Below are 17,717 nucleotides of genomic sequence, written 5' to 3' on the forward strand. Positions count from 1 at the left end.
ACCGACGATGCGCAGGCGGCGCCACGGAACTTGGCCCAGCGCGCGCGAACCGGGCATGCGTCGGCAGATGCCGCTCGCTTCCTTGCCGACGGATCCCTCCCGCTCGGTCTCGCCTCCGCGCCTCCGGACGCCGCTGCCCAGCGCGCCACGGCGCTCCGACGGCGGCCCCCGCTCGCGACCCGCCGATGGGCGGCTCGCCAGCTTGCTCGTCGCGCTGGCCGTGTGCGGATGCAAGCCGGCAGGCGCGGTGGTGGAGCTGTCGAAGGAGGGGTCGAGCGACGATGCGCTCGAGGTCGCCGCGCTGCCAGCGGACGGGCCCAAGCTGGTCGCGCTTCGCGCAGGGACGCCCGTGCTCGCGCGTCCGCAGGCGGGCGCACGCAAGCTCGGCGAGCTCTATCCTGGCGCCTCCGTCGTGAGGTCCTCGGAGCCGTACGGACGCGCGGGGTGCAGCGGCGGTTGGTATGCGATCCGCCCCCGCGGGTTCGTCTGCGCGGGCGACGGCGCGACGCTGAACACCGACGTGCTCGCGCTCCTGCCGGCTCTGCCCGACACGTCGCGTCCACTCCCCTATCGCTACGGCCGCGCGCGAACCCAGGGCGCCCCGGCGTATTTCGGGGTGCCCAGCCGCGAGGAGCTGCAGCGCGCCGAGCCGGATCTCGATCGCCATCTCGAGCGCGTGCAGCGCAGCGACGCGCAGCTCGGCGCGTCGGCCAACGACGTCCCGCTGGACGCGCGCGGCGTCTCCTCCGGGCCCCCGGTGCTGCTGCCGCGAGGCGACGGCATCGGCGAAGACGGGCGCAGGACCGAGGCCGGATACTTCCTCTTCCCGATCGCCGATGCGATCGCGCCGCTCCCGCCCGTCGCCGCGCTCGGCATCGACATCGGCGGAAAGGACGGCGCCCGCGTCGATCTGCGCGCCGCGCTGAAGACGGTGGCGCTGCGCAAAGGCAGCGGGGTCGCGATCACCCGCACGTTCACGGCGGGAGCGACCGACGGACGCAGGTTCGGCGTGACGCCGGAAGGACGGCTCGTCCCGACCGACCGGCTCCAGGCCGCGCTCGGATCACCGTGGCACGGCCTCGATGTCGAGAAGCACGGGCTGCCTGTGGCGTTCGTCCACCGCCACGACGTCCACACGTGGTCGCTCGGCCGCGGCAAGGCGACCGCGAACGACGAGGAGCTCGAGCGCCGCACGGGCGTGCCGCTCACGGGCAGGTTCAGGACGGTGGACGGCGTCCGCTTCGAGGAGGCGCGCGACGGCTTCTGGCTGCGCGCGCAGGACCTTGTCGTCGTCGTCCGTCGCACCAAGCTCCCCGACTTCGCCAAAGGCGCGCAGCGCTGGCTCGACGTCAGCCTGGTGAACCAGACCCTGACGGCCTACGAGGGGCAGAAGCCCATCTACGCCACGCTGATCTCGTCCGGACGCGACCAGCTGCGCGACCCTGAATCGACCGCGTCCACTGCGCGCGGCACCTTCCGCGTGCGGAGCAAGCACGTCACGCGCAACGTCGATCCGCGCGAGGTCGCCGACAGCTTCGACGTCACCGACGCCCCGTGGGTGATGGCCCTCGCGCCGGGCCAGGCGATCACCGGCATGTACTGGGGCGCCGGGGTCGGCGAAGCGCAAGGCTTCCACGACATCGCGCTGACGCCCATCGATGCGCGGCGCATCTTCCTGTGGGCCGAGCCGGAGCTCCCCGAAGGCTGGCACGCTGTGTACAGCAACGACGAGGAAGGAACCCTCGTCCACGTGCGGCCTTGATGTTCACGCAACCACCGCTGGCCCTCCGAGGGAGGCCAGCGGCCGACTGTCACCATTGCTGGTGCCGAAGGAGGGAATCGAACCCCCGACCCGGCGCGTATGAAACGCCTGCTCTAGCCAGCTGAGCTACTTCGGCAAAAGTGAGGGCGGACTAGTACCGCCCCGTCTCCGCTCTGTCAAGCGAGGTCGTGCGCGTTACGACGCGTGTTCGTCGCGGTCGTCCCCGACTTCTCGTTCATCACATTCATCCCGGTCATCACGGTCATCCCCGAAGATTGCTCTGGATCACCGTTCGCGCTCTCGGTGCTTCGGCAGGACCGCGGGGTTCCTCGCCTCGAACGGCATCGACCACCGGAAGCTCTCGCCGAGCTCGGGCGGCACCGGGGGGTACGGCGAACCGCGCAGCACCGCGCGCCGGCAGTTCTCATCGAACTCGGGGATGCCGCTCGGCCGCGTCACCGACGCGCTCCCCACGGTCCCATCCGCGCGGATCACGAAGGTCACGATCACGGTCCCCTGAAGCCCCTCGCCTGCGGCCCACTTGGGAAACGCGTCGGCCCACAGCGGGTGCAGCTTGGCCATGACCTGCCGCATGTAGTGGCTGCGCCTGCGATCGAGCGGATCGTTGTCGAGCAGCCGGCCGCGCCCTGAACCGAGCGCGCTGGAACGCGCACCGCGGCCCGCCACGCCACCCGCGCCGGTCGCGCCCGGTCCTGCCTGTCCGCCTGGCCCGAACCCACGCGCCCCTCCGGCCGAGCTGGCGTGAACGAGCGACTGGATCGCCGTCGCCACCTCCTGCTCGCTGTCCACCGTGTCGTTCGGGTGCCCCACGGCGTCGGCGGGGACGGACGGCGTGCCCACCGCGACCATCGGCCGCGCCAGCGGAACCGCCGCGCTCTCCCGGTGATCCTCGCCGGGCCGCCCGTCGCGAACGCCCAGCCCCGCGGACGCGCGCTCGCCTCCCTCGACGGCACCGCCGGTGGCGCGCGGACTCACCCCCAGGGAAAGCGACGCGTCGCGCGCAGCGGACACGTCGGTCGCGCCGTCGATGCCCGCAGGCTGGGCCGCAGCGCCGAGCACGCCGCCGCGACGCTGGGGCGCGCCTTCATCGTGCGCCCCGAGCGACGGATCGCGCTCGGCCGACGCGCGTCGCTCGGCCCGACGGCCGACCCGCCCCGCCGCGAGGAACGTGAGCTCCATGGGCTCCCGGCTGGCGCGCCAGTCCTCGCGCGAAGCGCGCTGGGACGACGAGCGGATGCGCTGGATCTGGCTCCTGTCGAGGCGCGAACGGATCTCTGGAGACAGAAAGGTCGCGTCGTCCCTGTCGGCGAGGTTCAACGCAGGCAGCTCCGCCGCGTCGGTACCGCCACGCCCGCTCGTCCCCGTGTCCGGCCGGGGCGCGTCTTCCCCTCCGCCGCGCGAAAGGCGGACGGCCAGCTCGGACGCGGTCGCCGCAGCGCGGTCGAGCGTGCCGTCCGTGACGACGGGCAGATCGATCTCGATCGGCGCGCTCATCGCGGCAGGCGACCCGACCGTCCGCGCGCGCGCTACCTCCCGCCCCGAGAACGAGCCTGCGACGACCAGCGCGCCTGCGCCCACCAGCCCTGCGTGGGCTGCGACGGAGAGCGCCCACGCGGATGCGATCCGGCGGCCGTCGCGAGACCTCTGCGCCATCGTGCTGTCACTATGCCTCGAAACGTGCCTGGGGCGAGCCCGCAGGCGCGGACCGCGCGCGCTCGTCTCAGCCGGTGAGCGCGCCGTCCTGCGGAAGCCGCAGCCGCCTGCGGGTGTTCTCCGCCGTGCGCGCGGCCAGCGCCTCGAAGGGCTCGCCCCGGAGCTCCGCGACGAAGCGCGCCGTGTGCAGCACGTGCCCTGGCTCGCACCGTTTCCCCCGGAACGGCACCGGCGCGAGGTAAGGGCTGTCCGTCTCGACCAGAATCCGATCCCCCGGAGCCCAGGCGGCGACCTCCTGGATCGCGCGCGCGGTCTTGAAGGTCACGATGCCCGAGAACGAGAGGTCGAAATCGAGCGCGAGCGCCCGCTCGGCGAACGCGCGATCCTCGGAGAAGCAATGGATGATGCCGCCGACGTCGCTCGCCTGGGCGCGCTCCAGGATCGCGAGCGTGTCTTCTGGCGCCTCGCGCGTGTGGATGACGATGGGCTTCTCCACCCTCCGAGCGAGGGCGACGAGGTCGGCGAAGACGCGCTGCTGTGTGTCCTTCGGCGAGTGCATGTAGTGGTAGTCGAGGCCGATCTCGCCGACGGCCACGACCTCGGGCAGGCGCGCGAGGACCTCGAGCTCCGCGAGCATCCGGTCGTCCAAGGCGGAGGCATCGTGCGGATGGACGCCGACCGCGGCGTGCACGTCGGCGCGCCGCGCCGCGAGCGCCGCGGCGAAGCGCGCCGCGGAGAGATCCGCGTCGACGCCGACGACCACGAACGCGTCCACGCCGGCGGCCCGCGCGCGGTCCAGGACGGCGTCCGCTCCCTCGCGGAAATGACGCGGATCGACGTGGCAATGCGAGTCGATGATCATGCTTCGCTTCAGGTGACGAGCTCGGCGAAGCGCGCGCGGAGCAGCGCGCTCGCGGCGTCGAGCGCGCAGCGGTCGCAGTAGCCCATCCCGCGCAGCCGCTCGAGCGCGCGCGTCGCGTTCCTGCGCTCCTCCTCGCGCAGCTCGCCCCAGCCCTTCTCGGACTTGCCGTCGCTCTGCGCGTCGCGCAGGAGCGCGACGAGATCGCGAACCAGGAGCGCCACGCCCTTGCGCCGCTCCGTGAACACCGCCTCCCGCAGCTTGCGGATCTGCTGCGGGAACACGACCGCGTTGACGATCTTCTGCCCTGGGTGGTCGATGGCCCACGCCGCGATGGCCGAGATCAGGCCGCGCCGGTGATCGTCGTGCTTCGTGCGGACCCCGAGGAGCGCCTCCACCTCGCGCATCATGCGCTCGTCAGGGTTCTCGAAGTCGCCGGTGTGCGGGTTCCTGATCTTCTCCCCCTTCACCCAGACGCCGACGTGGGAGACGTACCGATCGAACAGCTCGGCGTAGCGCGTCTCGTCGACGAGGCCGCTGGCCGTCCGCATCTCCTCCTCGGTCGTGTCGAGCAGGCGCGTGCGCACGACCTCGCGGAAGAGCCGGTGATCGTGGTAGCCGCCCGCGAGCTGCTTCTCCTTGAGCCAGTCGTACTCCGCCTGCCGCTTGCAGAGCGCGTCGAGCTCCGAGAGCACCGCGAACGGGGAGAGGCACGCGTGGTCCTCGCTCTGCGCCGCGTCGAGCAGGAGCGTCCGCACCTCGCGCGGCGAGACGCCGAGGCGCCCCTCGAAGTCCACGGACGCGTCGCTCTCGTGGTAGATCGCCTCGATGCCCGCGCGCAGGACCTTCTGCGCCTCGGCGTCGAACCGCTCCGGCGCCGTGCCCGTCGCGAACAGCTCCATCTTCTCGACGGCGGTGAGGCTCGAGACGAGCGGCGCGAGCGCGTCGGGGTACCGCTTCGCCTCCGGCTGCCGCATGCGGGTGAGCACGGCGAACTGCGCGGCGACGCGCGTCGCGTGCGGGGCGACGTGGCGGGTCACGAACGGGACGATCTGCGTGTCGTAGATCGCCTGCTCGTCGGGGTAGCTCCGGAGGTAGGGCGCGCGCAGGAGCTCGAAGCGCCCGCGGAAGCTCGGGAACTCCGGGTGCTCCCGGAAGGCGTTGAGGTGCACGTCGTTGGCGCTGCCGATCATCACGACGTTCGTCTGCACCGTCTGCTGCGGCAGGCTGACCTCCCCCGTCTCCAGCGTGAGCTGGAGGTACCGGAAAGCGTCGAGCGGCCGCTTGAGGAGATCGCTGAACTCGAGCACGCCCCCGGCGGCCTCGATCAGCTCACCGTGCGCCTCGAAGAGCGTCGTCGCCTGGAGCGAGGTCGGGAGCGAGGCGAGCGAGCGATCTGCCGTGATCTGCCGCTCGCCGGCGTCGACCGAGAGCTCCGGGCCGATCGTGACGGCGCCGACGCGGTAGCGGCGGGAGATGAAGTACCGCTCGACCTGGACGTGCCGCAACGTCTCGACGAGCGAGCCGCCGCTCGCCACGAGGAGCGCCTCGAAGACCTGCTGGTTCTTGTGCGACAGCTTGCCGCTCATCAGCCACTCGGGCGGCGGCTCCGTCGCGCCGGCGTCCTCGTAGAGCCTCAGGATGAGCGCCCGCCGCTCTCGCACCGGGAGCAGGAACAGCGGGTGATCCCTGAGCTCGATCACGAGCCGGGCGTCGATCTGATCGTCCTCGAGGTGGGCGTAGCTCGTGCCGTCCGCGGCGCTCGCCTTCACGTCGCCGCCGAAGCCGATCGAGCCGCGCATCGTCTTGCGGCTCGGGAACACCCAGTGGAAGCGGTAGACGGCCCCCTCATCGAGGGTCGAGTAGTGCTCCAGGGCGCGCAGGATGCAGGCGGCGAGCGTGCTCTTCGCCGAGCCGTTCGGCCCGTGCATCAGGACGAGCCTGTTGGCCCTGCCCTCGCGCACGAAGTTGCAGAGCACCCGGTAGACCTCGGCCTGGAGCTCTTCGTGGCCGATCAGCGCGAAGTCCCGCCCGTGGTAGGAGGCCGCGGCCGGCGCGCCCTGCTGCGCGGGCTCGGTTGCGGGGAGCTCCCACGGCAGATCGAAGAGCTGGAACCGGGTCAGCTCCCCCCAGGGCTTCTTGACCGTCCGCGTGCCGAAATGGTCGAACATGTCGCGGACGTAGCGAGCCGCGTCGCGTCCGAAGCGGACCGGATTGGAAGCGAAGAGCTCCAGGTACTGCTGGAACGAGAGGACCCGCTGCTCTTCGTTGAAGCGCCTGGCCATCGAGGAGGCGATGGCGTCGAGCTCGGAGAGGGCCTTTCGAGCCCGCTCAGCCGCACTGCCTTGGACCGTCTGGCTGGGGCCGACCTCGCTGGGCTGGCCCCCCCGGTAACCGGAGGTGTCGTTGTTCACGTGCGGCTGAGTTTACCGTTCCGCCTACTGCACGTCGACGACCGCCTCGAGCTCCTGCTTCTGCATCAAACAATTCGCGGCGCTGCAGATGCTGAAGGAGAGCACGCCCGCCACCTTGGTCTTGCCCTTCTTGGCCGCCACGAACGGGACCTTGAGGACGCCCTTGGTCTCCTCGAACGCGCCGTCCTCGCGCTTGAGCAAGGGCTTCGGGTACGAAACGCCCTCGGCGGCCGCCTCGGTGACCTTGAACTTGATGGGGTATTTGTCGTTGATGTGGTAGTCGCCCTTGGACAGGAGCGACACCTCCACGAGCCCCTCCTGGCCGGCCTTGTACGTCCCTGTCGGCTTCATTTCGAGGGTGTAGACCGCATCCTCGACCTTCGATTTTCCGCCCTGGGGTGGGGCCGCAGGTGCTGCCTCGGTGGCGCCGCGAGAGGTCGCCGCTTCGCTCTGGCTACAGCCGAGGAGGGGGAGCCCGGAGAGCGCGATCAGGCACATCGCGGCGGAGAGGGGCTTGCCGGTCCGAGTTGAAGGATGAGTGCTCATGGTCAACACAAATAACACAGCGGCGGCGCCAGCGCGAACGCGGGGCCCCGGCGCCCAGGACGATGGCGCACTGAACCGGAGCGCGCGTGCGCCTTGCGTCTTGCGCCGCCGCCGCGGCGCGTAAGGCGCAACGTCGCACGAGCGCACGGCACGGCGCCGCCGTCAGCGCGAAATCAGCAGCGCGACGAGCGCACAGAGCAGCACTGCCGCGCCGGCCACCGCGGGGATCACCCACCGCGGCAAGCGCTGTGGCACGCCCATCACGATGTCCTCGGCGAACGCCTCGGAAGCGTCCGGCGAGCGCGCGATGACCGCGGCGGCGCTCGACCCGCCGCTAGCACCGGCGGGGACCGCGCCCACGCTCGCCGAGGCATGCGGCTGGCGGGCCAGGACCGACGGCGGCGCGGCGCGGATCCGGGCCGCGAGCTCCTTCTGCGGTAGGTACGCCCAGTCGCGGTGCGACCCCGCGAGGCCGTACGCCTGGCCCACGCGATCGGCGAGCAGGCCGACGGAGGGCAGGCGCGCCTCCGGGCTCTTCATGAAGGCCTCCTCCATCACCGGATCGAGCGAGGCCGGCGCCCCGTACGCCTTGCCCGCCACGCTCGGAGGCAGCGGATTGTTGCCCATGATGGCCACGAGGATCATCGGACCGGTCGGCGCGTGGAACGGGACCTGCCCCGTGACGCACTCGAACACGATCGCCGCGACCGACCAGACGTCGGCGCGATGGTCGAGCGCGAGCAGCCCCTGCGCCTGCTCAGGGGACATGTAGAAGGGCGACCCGATCGTCGTGCCGACGACGGTCAGCTTCTTCGCGCCCTCGCTGTTGTCGCGCACGCTGCCGAAATCGAGGATCTTCACCATGTCGCCGTCGTGCGTGCCGACCAGGAAGATATTGTCCGGCTTGAGATCGCGGTGCACGACCTTGCGCTTGTGCGCCTCCTCGAGGCCGAGCGCGATCTGCGACAGCATCCGAACCAGGCGCTCGGGGGGCAGCACCTTGTCGCGCTTGAGGACCGTCCGCAGCTCCTCGCCCTCGAGGTACTCCATGACCAGCGCGAAGCTGTGATCCTCGGTCTTCTCGAAGGCGAGCACGTCGACGATCTGCTCGTGGGGCAGCGACGCGCTGACCTCGAACTCGCGGTGAAAGCGCTCGACGCTCACCTCGTCGAGCGCGACCTCGGGGTGGAGGATCTTCAGGGCGACGCTGCGGCCGGTCCGAAGATCGAGCGCCTGGTAGACGCGCCCCATGCCCCCGTCGGCGACGATCCGCCAGATCTGGTAGCGCCCGCCGCACAGGGTCGCGCCGACGCGCCTGTCCTCCGGGTGGACCGGCGGCGCTACCTCAGCGACCGGGATGAGGCGCTGCCCGTCGACCGGACAGAAGCCGCTGTCGTGCGAGAAGAGCCTGAAACAGGCGGAGCACGTCTTCAAGCCGCACCCGGGATCAGGCGCGGGAGGGGTCCGCGGCCGGCGTGCTGCCCGTCGCGGGCTCCGGCGGCATGTAGTAGAGGATCCGGTTGCAGTTCGGGCACCGCTCGAACTCCTCCTGGCGGCGCATCTTCTGGAACATCATCGGCGGCACGGACAGGTGGCAGCCGAGGCATGTGCCGTCGTAGGTGCGCGCGATCGCGACGGGCCTGCGCGTCCGGATCGACTCGTAGCGGCGGTACAGGACGACCGGCAGCTTGCCGACCACCTGCTGGCGCGCGTCGGCGCGCTGGGCCCGCTCGGCCTCGAGCGCGGCCAGCGACGCCTGCGTCCCCGGCGCGCTGCCGTCGATCGCCCCCGCCAGATCGACGCGCTTCGCCTCCGCCACGTCGATCGCCGAGCGCGCCCCCTCGGAGGCCGAGTTCAGCCGCTCGATCTCTTCCTCGCGATCGCGGTGCAGCTTGCGCAGCTCCTCGATCTCGCGCTGCGCCGCGTTGGACTCGCGCTCGTTCCGGGAGCGCTGCAGCTTCTCCCGCGAGCGCTCGATCTGGCTCGACATCTGGCGGAGCTCGACGTGCTGCTCGGAGCGCGTCTTCTCTATCTGCGCCAGGGTCTCCCGATCGCGCTTCAGCCGCTCCTCTAGCCCCTTCAGGTCGGACCGCATCCCTTCCAGGCTGCCGCGCTGTTTGTCGAGCTGCTCATCGATGCGGCGGATCTCGCTGTCGATGGCCGACAGCTCTTCGAGGAATGCGATCTGCTCGCGGATGCTCACGTGCTTCCTTGTCTCCTTCTGTTTCGTGGCTTTCGTGGGCCCACCTGGACTCGAACCAGGAACAGCCCGGTTATGAGCCGGGGGCTCTGACCGATTGAGCTATAGGCCCTGGTACAAGGGCGAACCCCGATCGGGGCCGCCCACTTTCGCACCGGCGGACAACGTAGTCCAAGCGGCGCGCAGTTGGAAGGGGAGCGGTTCGGCCCGACCGGGTTCCACGATGGCGCCACGGCGGTCAGGGGTGGCTCGGCCGTGAGGGAAGCCCGTCCGCGGACGGGGCGCAGCGCGAGGGGGGCCTCGCCGGGCATGGCGCGGGGACATCGCGCCGGCGTGCGCGGTCGGTCGACGCCAGAGGCGACGCCAGAGGCAGCGCCGTGGGCCATGGCAGAGGCCCGCTCGGGCTGCGGCCCCTCACGGCCCCTGCCGCCCGCCCGGATCGACCATCGGGCTGCGGCGCGGGATGCGCGCTGTTTTTGCCGCCGGGGTCACGGCCTTGCCCCCGTCGAGCGCGTCGGAGCAGCACCGGAACCCGACCTGATAGAAGCGGAACCACCGGTTGTGCGTCGACGTGACCGGGCGGCATCGCGAGCGGATCGGCCCCCAGTAGCCCCCTTTCAGCGTCGATCGAAACGGCTTCTCGTCCAGCGTGCCGAGCTCATTGTTCACCCACTCGTCGACGTTGCCGGTCATGTCGCGCACGCCGAAGGGGCTGACGCACCGGTGCATCTCCCCGGACGCAACCCGGCGATCGAGCCGCTCGACCTCCGCCGAGATCTTCCATGGGTCAGCGAACGTCTCGAGCACCGGCATCGAGATCTTCCTGTCGATGTTGCAGGCGTCGGGATCGCGAGCGATCCCGTAAGGATAGGGCCACATCTGCGGCCCCTCGCACGCGAACTCCCACTCCTCGCCGGAGCAGAGCCGCTTGCCCTCGATCTCGCAGGCGCGCTTCGCCTCCAGCCAGTTGACCATCACCACCGGGCGGACGCCCTCGATGTTCGGGTACTCGAAGACGTCGATGCAGAAGCGCCGGTGCTGGAGGCGCCCCTCGCAGAGGACCTCCGGCTCGAACCGGGCGCAGATGTCCTTCTCCTCGTCGATGTAAGCGGCGCAGTGGTGCCCGACGTACGGGCAATAGATGCCGTCGACGAGCACCATCCCGCCGAGGCACGCCGTGCGGCTCTCCGGGTCGACGCGCACGTACGCGGGCAGCGGCGGCGGCGCCGGAGGCGCCAGCGCGGGCGGGGCCGGCTCCGGCGGGGCGACGCTCGCCGCCGGGGCCGCGCTCGCCGCGTCGAGCGGCTCAGGTGGCCTCTGGAAGCGGGGGGCAAAGAGGAGCGCGCTCACCAGGGCGGCGACGACGAGGGCGGCGATGAAGGCGATGCGCTCGCGCATGTCAGTCGTACACGCCGTCCTTCTCGCGGTCGCGCTCGATGAAGGGCCGCGGCGGCGGGGTGACGACGCCGTCGACGGTGTCCGCGCAGCAGCGGAAGCCGACCTGGTAGAACTTGAACGTCGGCCCGTGCCCTCCGGTCGTGAGGCGGCAGGTGTTCCGAACAGGACCCCAGTAGCCGCCGTTGAGCGTGGCCGGGCGCGACGTGCCCGGATCGTCGGCGAGGTTGTCGGTCCACTCGTCGACGTTGCCGGAGAGGTCGTACGCCCCGTAGGCGCTGATGCAGTTCGGGTGCGATCCGATGGGATCGGCCTGCCACAGCCGGGCGATCTCGCCCTCGCGGGTCGCCTCGTCCACCATGGCGTCGATGTCGAACTCGATCGCGGCGCGGTCGATGTTGCAAGGGCTGGGCGTGCGCACGAAGCCCCAAGGATACGGCAGGCGCTTCGGTCCTTCGCAAGCGAGCATCCACTCGGAGCGCCGGCACAGCCGCCTGCCGATCGAGGCGCAGAGCGACTTCGCTTCGTACCAGTCGACGTAGACGCGCGGGAGCTCGCCCACCCGGTTCGGCCACTCGTGGCGGTCGATGCAGAAGCGCCGGTGATCCACCGGAGCCCGGCAGCGGGCGCCGCGCCCGTACTCGGGGCAGCCATGGCCGGCTCCATCGCCGCTGCGGGTGCAGACATACGGGAGGGATGGACAGAAATCGCCCTCCACGAGGCTCATATCGGCGGGACACGCAGCGCGCGCCACCGGATCCGCCGCGAAGGGATCGACCAGCGGGGCCGCCGCGGCGGCCTGCCGGCTCGCGCTTCGCGGAACCGGGGCCGCGCCGGGAGGTGAGCCCGGAGCGGGCGCTGCTGCCTCCTCCTGACCAGCGGCCGTGGCGGGTGCAGGCGTGGACGATGCCGGTGCCGCGGGCCCGGCAGAACGCGCCGCAGCGGGGCCGGGCTCGGAGCGCCCGGACGGAGAGGGCGGCGCGAGCAGCAGCGCGTCGAGCTCAGGGGCGTACCGCGCAAGGAGCGCGACAACGCCGAGCGCAGCGCCGGCGCCGACCGCCATCAGGACACTCCTTGCACGCGCTTCCACCTGCGCGCCCTCTCATAGTCCAGCTCGCAGCGCAGCGACGTGAGAAGAATTGCAAGACAACCGGAAGACCTGGCGCGCGCCGTACGCGGCGCGTCGCGGCGCGCGACGGGGCCACCAGGGCAACTGGGGCAACTGGGGCAACTGGGGCAACTGAGCCGACAGAGCAGCGAGCGGCGAGCAGGAGCGGCGCCACGCCCGGTTCCGTGTGTGATAGCTCTCCGGTTCCCCCTATGGATCGACTGGTCGTTCGAGGCGCCCGGCAGCACAACCTCAAGAACGTCAGCGTGTCGCTTCCGCGCGACCGCCTGGTGGTGATCACCGGTCCGAGCGGCTCGGGCAAGTCGTCCCTGGCGTTCGACACCATCTACGCGGAAGGGCAGCGCCGCTACGTCGAGTCGCTCTCCGCCTACGCGCGGCAGTTCCTCGAGCAGCTATCCAAGCCGGACGTCGAGTCGATCGAGGGCCTCTCGCCCGCCATCGCGATCGAGCAGCGCGCGCTGGCGAAGAGCCCGCGATCGACCGTCGGCACGGTGACCGAGATCTCGGACTACCTCCGCCTGCTCTTCGCGCGCGTCGGCACCCCGCACTGCCCCGCGTGCGGCAAGCGGATCGAGGCCCAGACGGTGCAGCAGATCGTCGACCGCATCCTCGATTTCGGCGACAAGACGCGGGTCACGATCATGGCGCCCATCGCGCGAGGGCGCCGCGGAGAGCTGAAGCTCGACATCGAGCGGCTGCGCCGGGAAGGCTTCGTGCGAGCGCGCATCGACGGCGAGATCGTCGATCTCGGCGACGAGATCGTCCTCGACCGGACGCGCGCGCACGACCTCGACGTGGTCGTGGACCGGATCGTGGTCAAGGACGGCATCAAGGGCCGGCTCACCGACTCCGTCGAGCTCGCGCTCAAGCTGGGCGAGGGCAGGCTGCTCGTCGACATCTCCAGCGACGGCATGAAGATCGAGCCGCTCTGGATGAGCGAGCGCTTCGCGTGCATCGACTGCGGCATCTCGCTGCCGCCCATCGAGCCGCGGATGTTCTCCTTCAACGGCCCGCACGGCGCGTGCCCCGCCTGCGACGGCATCGGCGCGAGGACCCGCATCGATCCGGACCGCGTGGTCCCCGATCCTCGGCGCACGCTCCGCGAGGGGGCGGTGGTGGCCTGGGGGCGCCGCGGCTCGCTCTCGCTCGCCACGGAGACGGAGCGGGCCGTCAGCGCGCTCGGCTGCGATCCGGACGTCCCGTGGGCGAAGCTGCCGGCGGCGGTGCGGCAGGCGATCCTCGAGGGGAGCGACGCCCAGGGCGCCGGCGGCCGGGGGAAGAAGAGGGCCGCCTACGAGGGGATCATCCCGCGGCTCGAGCGCCTGCTGAGCAGCGGCGAGCCCGCCCTCGCCGACGAGGAGGAGGCCGATCCCGACGAGGACAGCGCCGCGCTCTCCGACGAGATCGGCCGCTTCGTCATCACGCGCGTGTGCGACGCCTGCGACGGCAGGCGCCTGCGCCCGGAGGCGCTCGCCGTGCGCCTCGGGGATCGCAACATCGCGGACGTCGGCACCCTGCCGCTGCGCACGCTGCGCGTCTTCCTCGAGGGCCTCATGCCGCCGAAGGAAGGCGCGCCGCAGGCCGCAAAGGGAAGCGCGCAGCGGGCCTCCGCCGATGGGCAAGCCGCGGGCGAGGCCCACGTCGACGGGGCGCTCGCGCCGCGCGAGCGCGCGATCGCCGAGCCGCTGCTCCGGGCGGTGATCGCCCGCCTCGGGTTCCTCATCGACGTCGGGCTGGACTACCTCACGCTCGACCGCTCCGCGCAGACCCTCTCCGGCGGCGAGGGCCAGCGCATCCGCCTCGCGACGCAGATCGGGGCCGCGCTCGTCGGCGTGCTCTACGTGCTCGACGAGCCCTCGGTGGGCCTGCACGCGCGCGACAACACGCGCCTGCTCGAGGCGCTCCGGCGGCTCGTGGACCTCGGCAACACCGTGGTCGTCGTCGAGCACGACCGCGACGCCATCCTCGCGGCCGACCACATCGTGGACATGGGCCCGGGCGCGGGCGTGCACGGCGGCAACGTGGTGGCACAGGGCACGCCGGAGGAGCTGAGCGCCGATCCGGCGTCGATCACCGGCCCGTACCTCAGCGGCAAGAAGCAGCTGGCGATCCCCACGAAGCGCCAGCGCCCCGACGGGCGCTTCATCCGCGTGAGCGGCGCGCGGGCCCACAACCTCCTCAACGTCACGGCCGAGATCCCCGTCGGCCTCTTCTGCACGGTCACCGGCGTGTCGGGCTCGGGCAAGTCGAGCCTCATCGTCGACACGCTGCTGCCGGCCGCGAAGAACGAGCTGTACAGGAGCTCCGCCCCGATCGGCGCGTGCGACGGCATCGAGGGCCTCTCGCACATCGACAAGGTCATCTCGATCGATCAAGCCCCGATCGGCCGCACGCCGCGCTCGAACCCGGCGACGTACACGGGGGTCTTCGGGCTCCTCCGGGAGCTCTACGCGGGCCTCCCGGAGGCGAGGACGCGCGGGTACAAGGCGGGCCGCTTCTCGTTCAACGTGAAGGGCGGCCGCTGTGAGGCCTGCCAGGGCGACGGCGTGCTCCGGATCGAGATGCACTTCCTGCCCGACATCTTCGTGACGTGCGAGACGTGCGGCGGCCGCCGGTACAACCGCGAGACGCTCGAGGTGCTCTACCGCGGGATGTCGATCGCCGACGCGCTCGACCTGACGGTCGAGCAGGCGATCGACCAGTTCGAGGCGCTCCCCCGCGTCCGGGAGCGGCTCGCCGCGCTCGCGCGGGTCGGCCTCGGCTACATCACGCTGGGGCAGCCCGCGACGACGCTCTCGGGCGGCGAGGCGCAGCGCGTGAAGCTCGCGCGCGAGCTCGCGCGCAAGGCCACCGGCCGCACGCTCTACGTGCTCGACGAGCCGACGACGGGCCTGCACTTCTCCGACATCGAGGTGCTCACCGCGAGCCTGATGAGCCTGCGCGACGCCGGGAACACCGTCCTCGTGATCGAGCACAACCTCGACGTGATCGCCTGCAGCGACTGGGTGATCGACCTGGGCCCCGAGGGCGGCGAGCGCGGCGGGACGATCGTCGCCGCCGGCACCCCGGAGGACATCGCGCAGGAGGAGGCGTCATTCACCGGCGCGTACCTGCGCGAGGTGCTCGCAGCGTCGAAGCGCCGCACCCCGCAGCAGCCGCGCGGCCGCGCGGCCGCCCGCAAATAGCAGAACGGGCGTGGCCCCGCCCGGTCCGCGCGACGTGGACCGGGAGCAGGAGCGCACGCCCGACGGCGCCGAGGCACCCTCGCGCAAGGAGGCGACCGACGGCCGGCCTCCTCGCGCGGCGCAGCGTCAGCCGTAGTCCTTCTCGACCCGCTCCTGATCCTCTTTGCAGCGGATGCACAGGGTCGTCTCGGGGCGCGCCTCGAGGCGCTTCGCCGAGATCTCCTCCTCGCACTCCTCGCACTTGCCGAACGAGCCGTCCTCGATCTTCACGAGCGCCTTCTGGATCTTGTCGAGGAACGACTTCTCGCGGCCACGGAGCCGGAAGGTGAACGACTGCAGGTACTCGCTCGACGCGAGGTCCATCTCGTCGGGGAGATCGTTCGCGTCGAGCATCATGTCCTCGGTCAGCGTTTGCTTGGCCTTCTTGACGATCTCGTCGCGCTTCGTCTCAAGCAGGGTCTTGAACTTTTTCAGCTGGGCCTTGTTCATAGGTCCTCTCGCGTCGAATGCGCCGTTCGGCGCTGCCGTCTGAGCTCCCTGGCGCATGCAAGCCGCGGGGCGCTGACCCCGGCTGCCGGGACTTACGGCTCCGCGACATGTCCGGAGAGGCCAGACAGCCCCCCGAAATTGCGAGGCGCGGGATTCTAAGCGTGGGAGCCGAGCCCGTCAACGACGCCTCCGTCGCAGGCAGAGATCGCCTGAGCTCACCGCGGCCGACGCCTCTCGACTCGCCATGGGTCGCCATCAAGCGCCATCAAGCGCCATCACGCCCGCGACCGACCGCACGCTGCGGCATCGGTTTGCATCGGTTGTCGGGACAGCGTGGAAAGCATCTGCGGGAAGTCCCCGAGCCGCCGGAAAAGGCGGCGGACTTGGCCTCAAACCCGCATGCTCACCCCAGAGCACGCCGGAAATGAGACGCAGCGGACGGTTTGACGAAAGGCAGCTCACGTGGAACAAATTTATCCCATATTGCTGGATTTCGATCAGAACCGAACCCCGGTCCGTCCCCGCGATGCCTCCACGGTGATCGTCCTCCGTGACGGTCGCGCTGGAATCGAGGTGTTCTGCGTTCGCCGCCACGCGAGCTCGAGCTTCATGGGGGGCGCCGTGGTGTTCCCTGGTGGGAAAGTGGACGCGCAGGACGGCGCGGAAGTCTGGAGGGATCGGGCGACCGAGCCACCGGCGCGCGCCGCTGCGTTCGCGACGGGCGAGACGCCGGCGCGAGCGCTGTGCGTGGCCGCGTGCCGCGAGACGCTGGAGGAAGGGGGCATCCTGCCGACCGATCTTCCGCTGTCCGGCGACGAGGTCGACGCGGTGGGGCGGGAGCTCGCCGCCGGGGCGCCGCTCGATGCGGTCCTCGCGCGGCGCGGCCTGAGGCTCGCGCTCGCGGCGCTCGTCCCGTGGGCGCGGTGGATCACGCCCCTCGCCGAGGCGCGGCGCTTCGACGCGCGCTTCTTCCTGCTACCGCTGCCGCCAGGCCAGATCGGGCGACACGACGGGCACGAGACGACGATGAGCTTCTGGGCAGCGCCGTCCGAGGTCCTGGAGCGCGCCGCGCGTGGGGAGATCCTTCTCGCTCCGCCGACTTCACGCACGCTCGAGCTCCTCGCCGCGGTCGCAGACGTGCGCAGCGCCGTGGCGCTCGCGGAACGCCAGCCGCTCTTGCCGATCTGTCCGCGCTTCGTCCCGGGCGATGGGGCCGAGCCGCCCTACCTGGCGCTGCCAGGCGACCCTTCGCACGAGGCCCGCGATCGGCGCGCCGAGGGGCCGACCCGTTATGTCCTGCGCAACGGGCGCTTCGTCGCCGAAGAATGCTGCGCACATGGATCCCTGATCCACATCAAACAGGAACGAGAGCCAGATCCACCCGTGCCGACCAGCTTCGACGCCCCCCAGACGAATGCCCCCTCCGTGCCGGCGACGCCTGATCTCGAGGAGTGAGCCATGGAAACGAACCCGAAAGAGAACACGACGCAGCCCGAGCTGTTCACCGCGAGCGACGTCGCGCGCTTCTGTCAGGTGGACCTCAAGACCATCCACAATTGGGCGGACAAGGGGGAGATCCGCCACTTCCGCACGCCCGGACGGCACCTCCGTTTCCGGCGGCTGGACGTGCTCGATTTCCTCCGAAAGTACGGCTACCCGATCCCGGAGATCCTCCGGATGGGCAAGCCGAAGGTCGTCGTGGTCGACGACGACCCCTCCGTCCTCGCCGCGCTCCGCAAGACGCTGTCGCGGAGGTTCGACCTGACGACGTTCCAGGATCCGTTCGACGCGCTCGTCGCGGTGGGCAACCTCCAGCCCGACGCGCTCATCCTGGACATCATGATGCCGGGCCTCGACGGCGTGCGCTGCCTGGAGCGGCTCCGCTCCATCGACGCGACCTCGCACATCCGCTGCATCGTGTACTCGAACCACGAGGACATGAAGAAGAACGCGACCGAGGCCGGCGCCTACGACTTCATCAAGAAGGGCGAGGCCGGCGAGCTGCGCGACTCGCTCGAGCGGCTCATGGGCCTCGAGCGAGGGTGACGCCTGCGCGGGCGACGC

General features: G+C 71.1%; 13 protein-coding genes and 2 tRNA genes. 4 read left to right on the top strand and 11 right to left on the bottom strand.

The genetic code is table 11. The features are described 5' to 3' along the window. The first annotated feature begins 202 nt into the window (after positions 1-202). Positions 203-1,762, top strand: a complete 1,560-nt coding sequence (locus WMF34_RS19510; RefSeq protein WP_437994165.1) for a L,D-transpeptidase — start codon at positions 203-205, stop codon at positions 1,760-1,762. Between the two features lie 59 nt (positions 1,763-1,821). Here the strand turns inward: WMF34_RS19510 and WMF34_RS19515 are convergent. The 10 genes from WMF34_RS19515 to WMF34_RS19560 form a co-directional block, all read right to left on the bottom strand. Continuing rightward, positions 1,822-1,898, bottom strand: a tRNA-Met gene (locus WMF34_RS19515). A 149-nt stretch (positions 1,899-2,047) separates the two neighbouring features. Next, entirely contained in the window at positions 2,048-3,436 is a 1,389-nt protein-coding gene (locus tag WMF34_RS19520; RefSeq protein WP_437994166.1) for a TonB family protein, read from the bottom strand. 67 nt (positions 3,437-3,503) lie between these two features. Beyond that, entirely contained in the window at positions 3,504-4,298 is a 795-nt protein-coding gene (locus WMF34_RS19525; protein WP_012236408.1) for a TatD family hydrolase, read from the bottom strand. A gap of 8 nt (positions 4,299-4,306) precedes the next feature. Continuing rightward, entirely contained in the window at positions 4,307-6,709 is a 2,403-nt protein-coding gene (locus WMF34_RS19530; RefSeq protein WP_012236409.1) for a PrkA family serine protein kinase, read from the bottom strand. A gap of 24 nt (positions 6,710-6,733) precedes the next feature. Then, the gene (locus tag WMF34_RS19535; RefSeq protein WP_012236410.1) at positions 6,734-7,255 is read right to left on the bottom strand and encodes a hypothetical protein; all 522 of its coding nucleotides are present in this window, start codon (positions 7,253-7,255) and stop codon (positions 6,734-6,736) included. A gap of 162 nt (positions 7,256-7,417) precedes the next feature. Then, positions 7,418-8,689 (bottom strand): serine/threonine-protein kinase, encoded by a 1,272-nt coding sequence (locus tag WMF34_RS19540; RefSeq protein ID WP_012236411.1) that lies wholly within the window; start codon positions 8,687-8,689, stop codon positions 7,418-7,420. Between the two features lie 13 nt (positions 8,690-8,702). Further along, positions 8,703-9,458 (bottom strand): zinc ribbon domain-containing protein, encoded by a 756-nt coding sequence (locus tag WMF34_RS19545; RefSeq protein ID WP_012236412.1) that lies wholly within the window; start codon positions 9,456-9,458, stop codon positions 8,703-8,705. A 35-nt stretch (positions 9,459-9,493) separates the two neighbouring features. Continuing rightward, positions 9,494-9,567 (bottom strand) — tRNA-Ile (locus WMF34_RS19550). Positions 9,568-9,869: 302 nt separating this feature from the next. Beyond that, positions 9,870-10,853, bottom strand: coding sequence for a formylglycine-generating enzyme family protein (locus tag WMF34_RS19555; protein WP_437994167.1), 984 nt, complete (start codon positions 10,851-10,853; stop codon positions 9,870-9,872). A 1-nt stretch (position 10,854) separates the two neighbouring features. After that, positions 10,855-11,913, bottom strand: coding sequence for a formylglycine-generating enzyme family protein (locus WMF34_RS19560; RefSeq protein ID WP_437994168.1), 1,059 nt, complete (start codon positions 11,911-11,913; stop codon positions 10,855-10,857). A gap of 257 nt (positions 11,914-12,170) precedes the next feature. Here WMF34_RS19560 and uvrA point away from each other — a divergent pair, with 257 nt between their 5' ends. Further along, positions 12,171-15,164 (top strand): excinuclease ABC subunit UvrA, encoded by a 2,994-nt coding sequence (uvrA, locus tag WMF34_RS19565; RefSeq protein ID WP_437994169.1) that lies wholly within the window; start codon positions 12,171-12,173, stop codon positions 15,162-15,164. 126 nt (positions 15,165-15,290) lie between these two features. Here the strand turns inward: uvrA and WMF34_RS19570 are convergent, their stop codons facing one another. Then, positions 15,291-15,653, bottom strand: coding sequence for a TraR/DksA family transcriptional regulator (locus tag WMF34_RS19570; RefSeq protein ID WP_012236416.1), 363 nt, complete (start codon positions 15,651-15,653; stop codon positions 15,291-15,293). 462 nt (positions 15,654-16,115) lie between these two features. Here WMF34_RS19570 and WMF34_RS19575 point away from each other — a divergent pair, with 462 nt between their 5' ends. Further along, positions 16,116-17,108 (top strand): NUDIX hydrolase, encoded by a 993-nt coding sequence (locus tag WMF34_RS19575; protein ID WP_437994170.1) that lies wholly within the window; start codon positions 16,116-16,118, stop codon positions 17,106-17,108. 3 nt (positions 17,109-17,111) lie between these two features. Continuing rightward, positions 17,112-17,699, top strand: coding sequence for a response regulator (locus WMF34_RS19580; RefSeq protein ID WP_012236418.1), 588 nt, complete (start codon positions 17,112-17,114; stop codon positions 17,697-17,699). Positions 17,700-17,717: the final 18 nt, after the last annotated feature.

This window comes from Sorangium sp. So ce145, assembly GCF_051525985.1.
Classification (GTDB): domain Bacteria; phylum Myxococcota_A; class Polyangia; order Polyangiales; family Polyangiaceae; genus Sorangium; species Sorangium cellulosum_B.

Excerpts from the sequence above, each read along its gene's own strand:
- WMF34_RS19580 (WP_012236418.1), top strand. The coding sequence starts at position 17,112 with ATGGAAACGAACCCGAAAGAGAACACGACGCAGCCCGAGCTGTTCACC.
- uvrA (WP_437994169.1), top strand. The coding sequence starts at position 12,171 with ATGGATCGACTGGTCGTTCGAGGCGCCCGGCAGCACAACCTCAAGAAC.
- WMF34_RS19560 (WP_437994168.1), bottom strand. The coding sequence starts at position 11,913 with ATGGCGGTCGGCGCCGGCGCTGCGCTCGGCGTTGTCGCGCTCCTTGCG.
- WMF34_RS19525 (WP_012236408.1), bottom strand. The coding sequence starts at position 4,298 with ATGATCATCGACTCGCATTGCCACGTCGATCCGCGTCATTTCCGCGAG.
- WMF34_RS19570 (WP_012236416.1), bottom strand. The coding sequence starts at position 15,653 with ATGAACAAGGCCCAGCTGAAAAAGTTCAAGACCCTGCTTGAGACGAAG.
- WMF34_RS19520 (WP_437994166.1), bottom strand. The coding sequence starts at position 3,436 with ATGGCGCAGAGGTCTCGCGACGGCCGCCGGATCGCATCCGCGTGGGCG.
- WMF34_RS19535 (WP_012236410.1), bottom strand. The coding sequence starts at position 7,255 with ATGAGCACTCATCCTTCAACTCGGACCGGCAAGCCCCTCTCCGCCGCG.
- WMF34_RS19555 (WP_437994167.1), bottom strand. The coding sequence starts at position 10,853 with ATGCGCGAGCGCATCGCCTTCATCGCCGCCCTCGTCGTCGCCGCCCTG.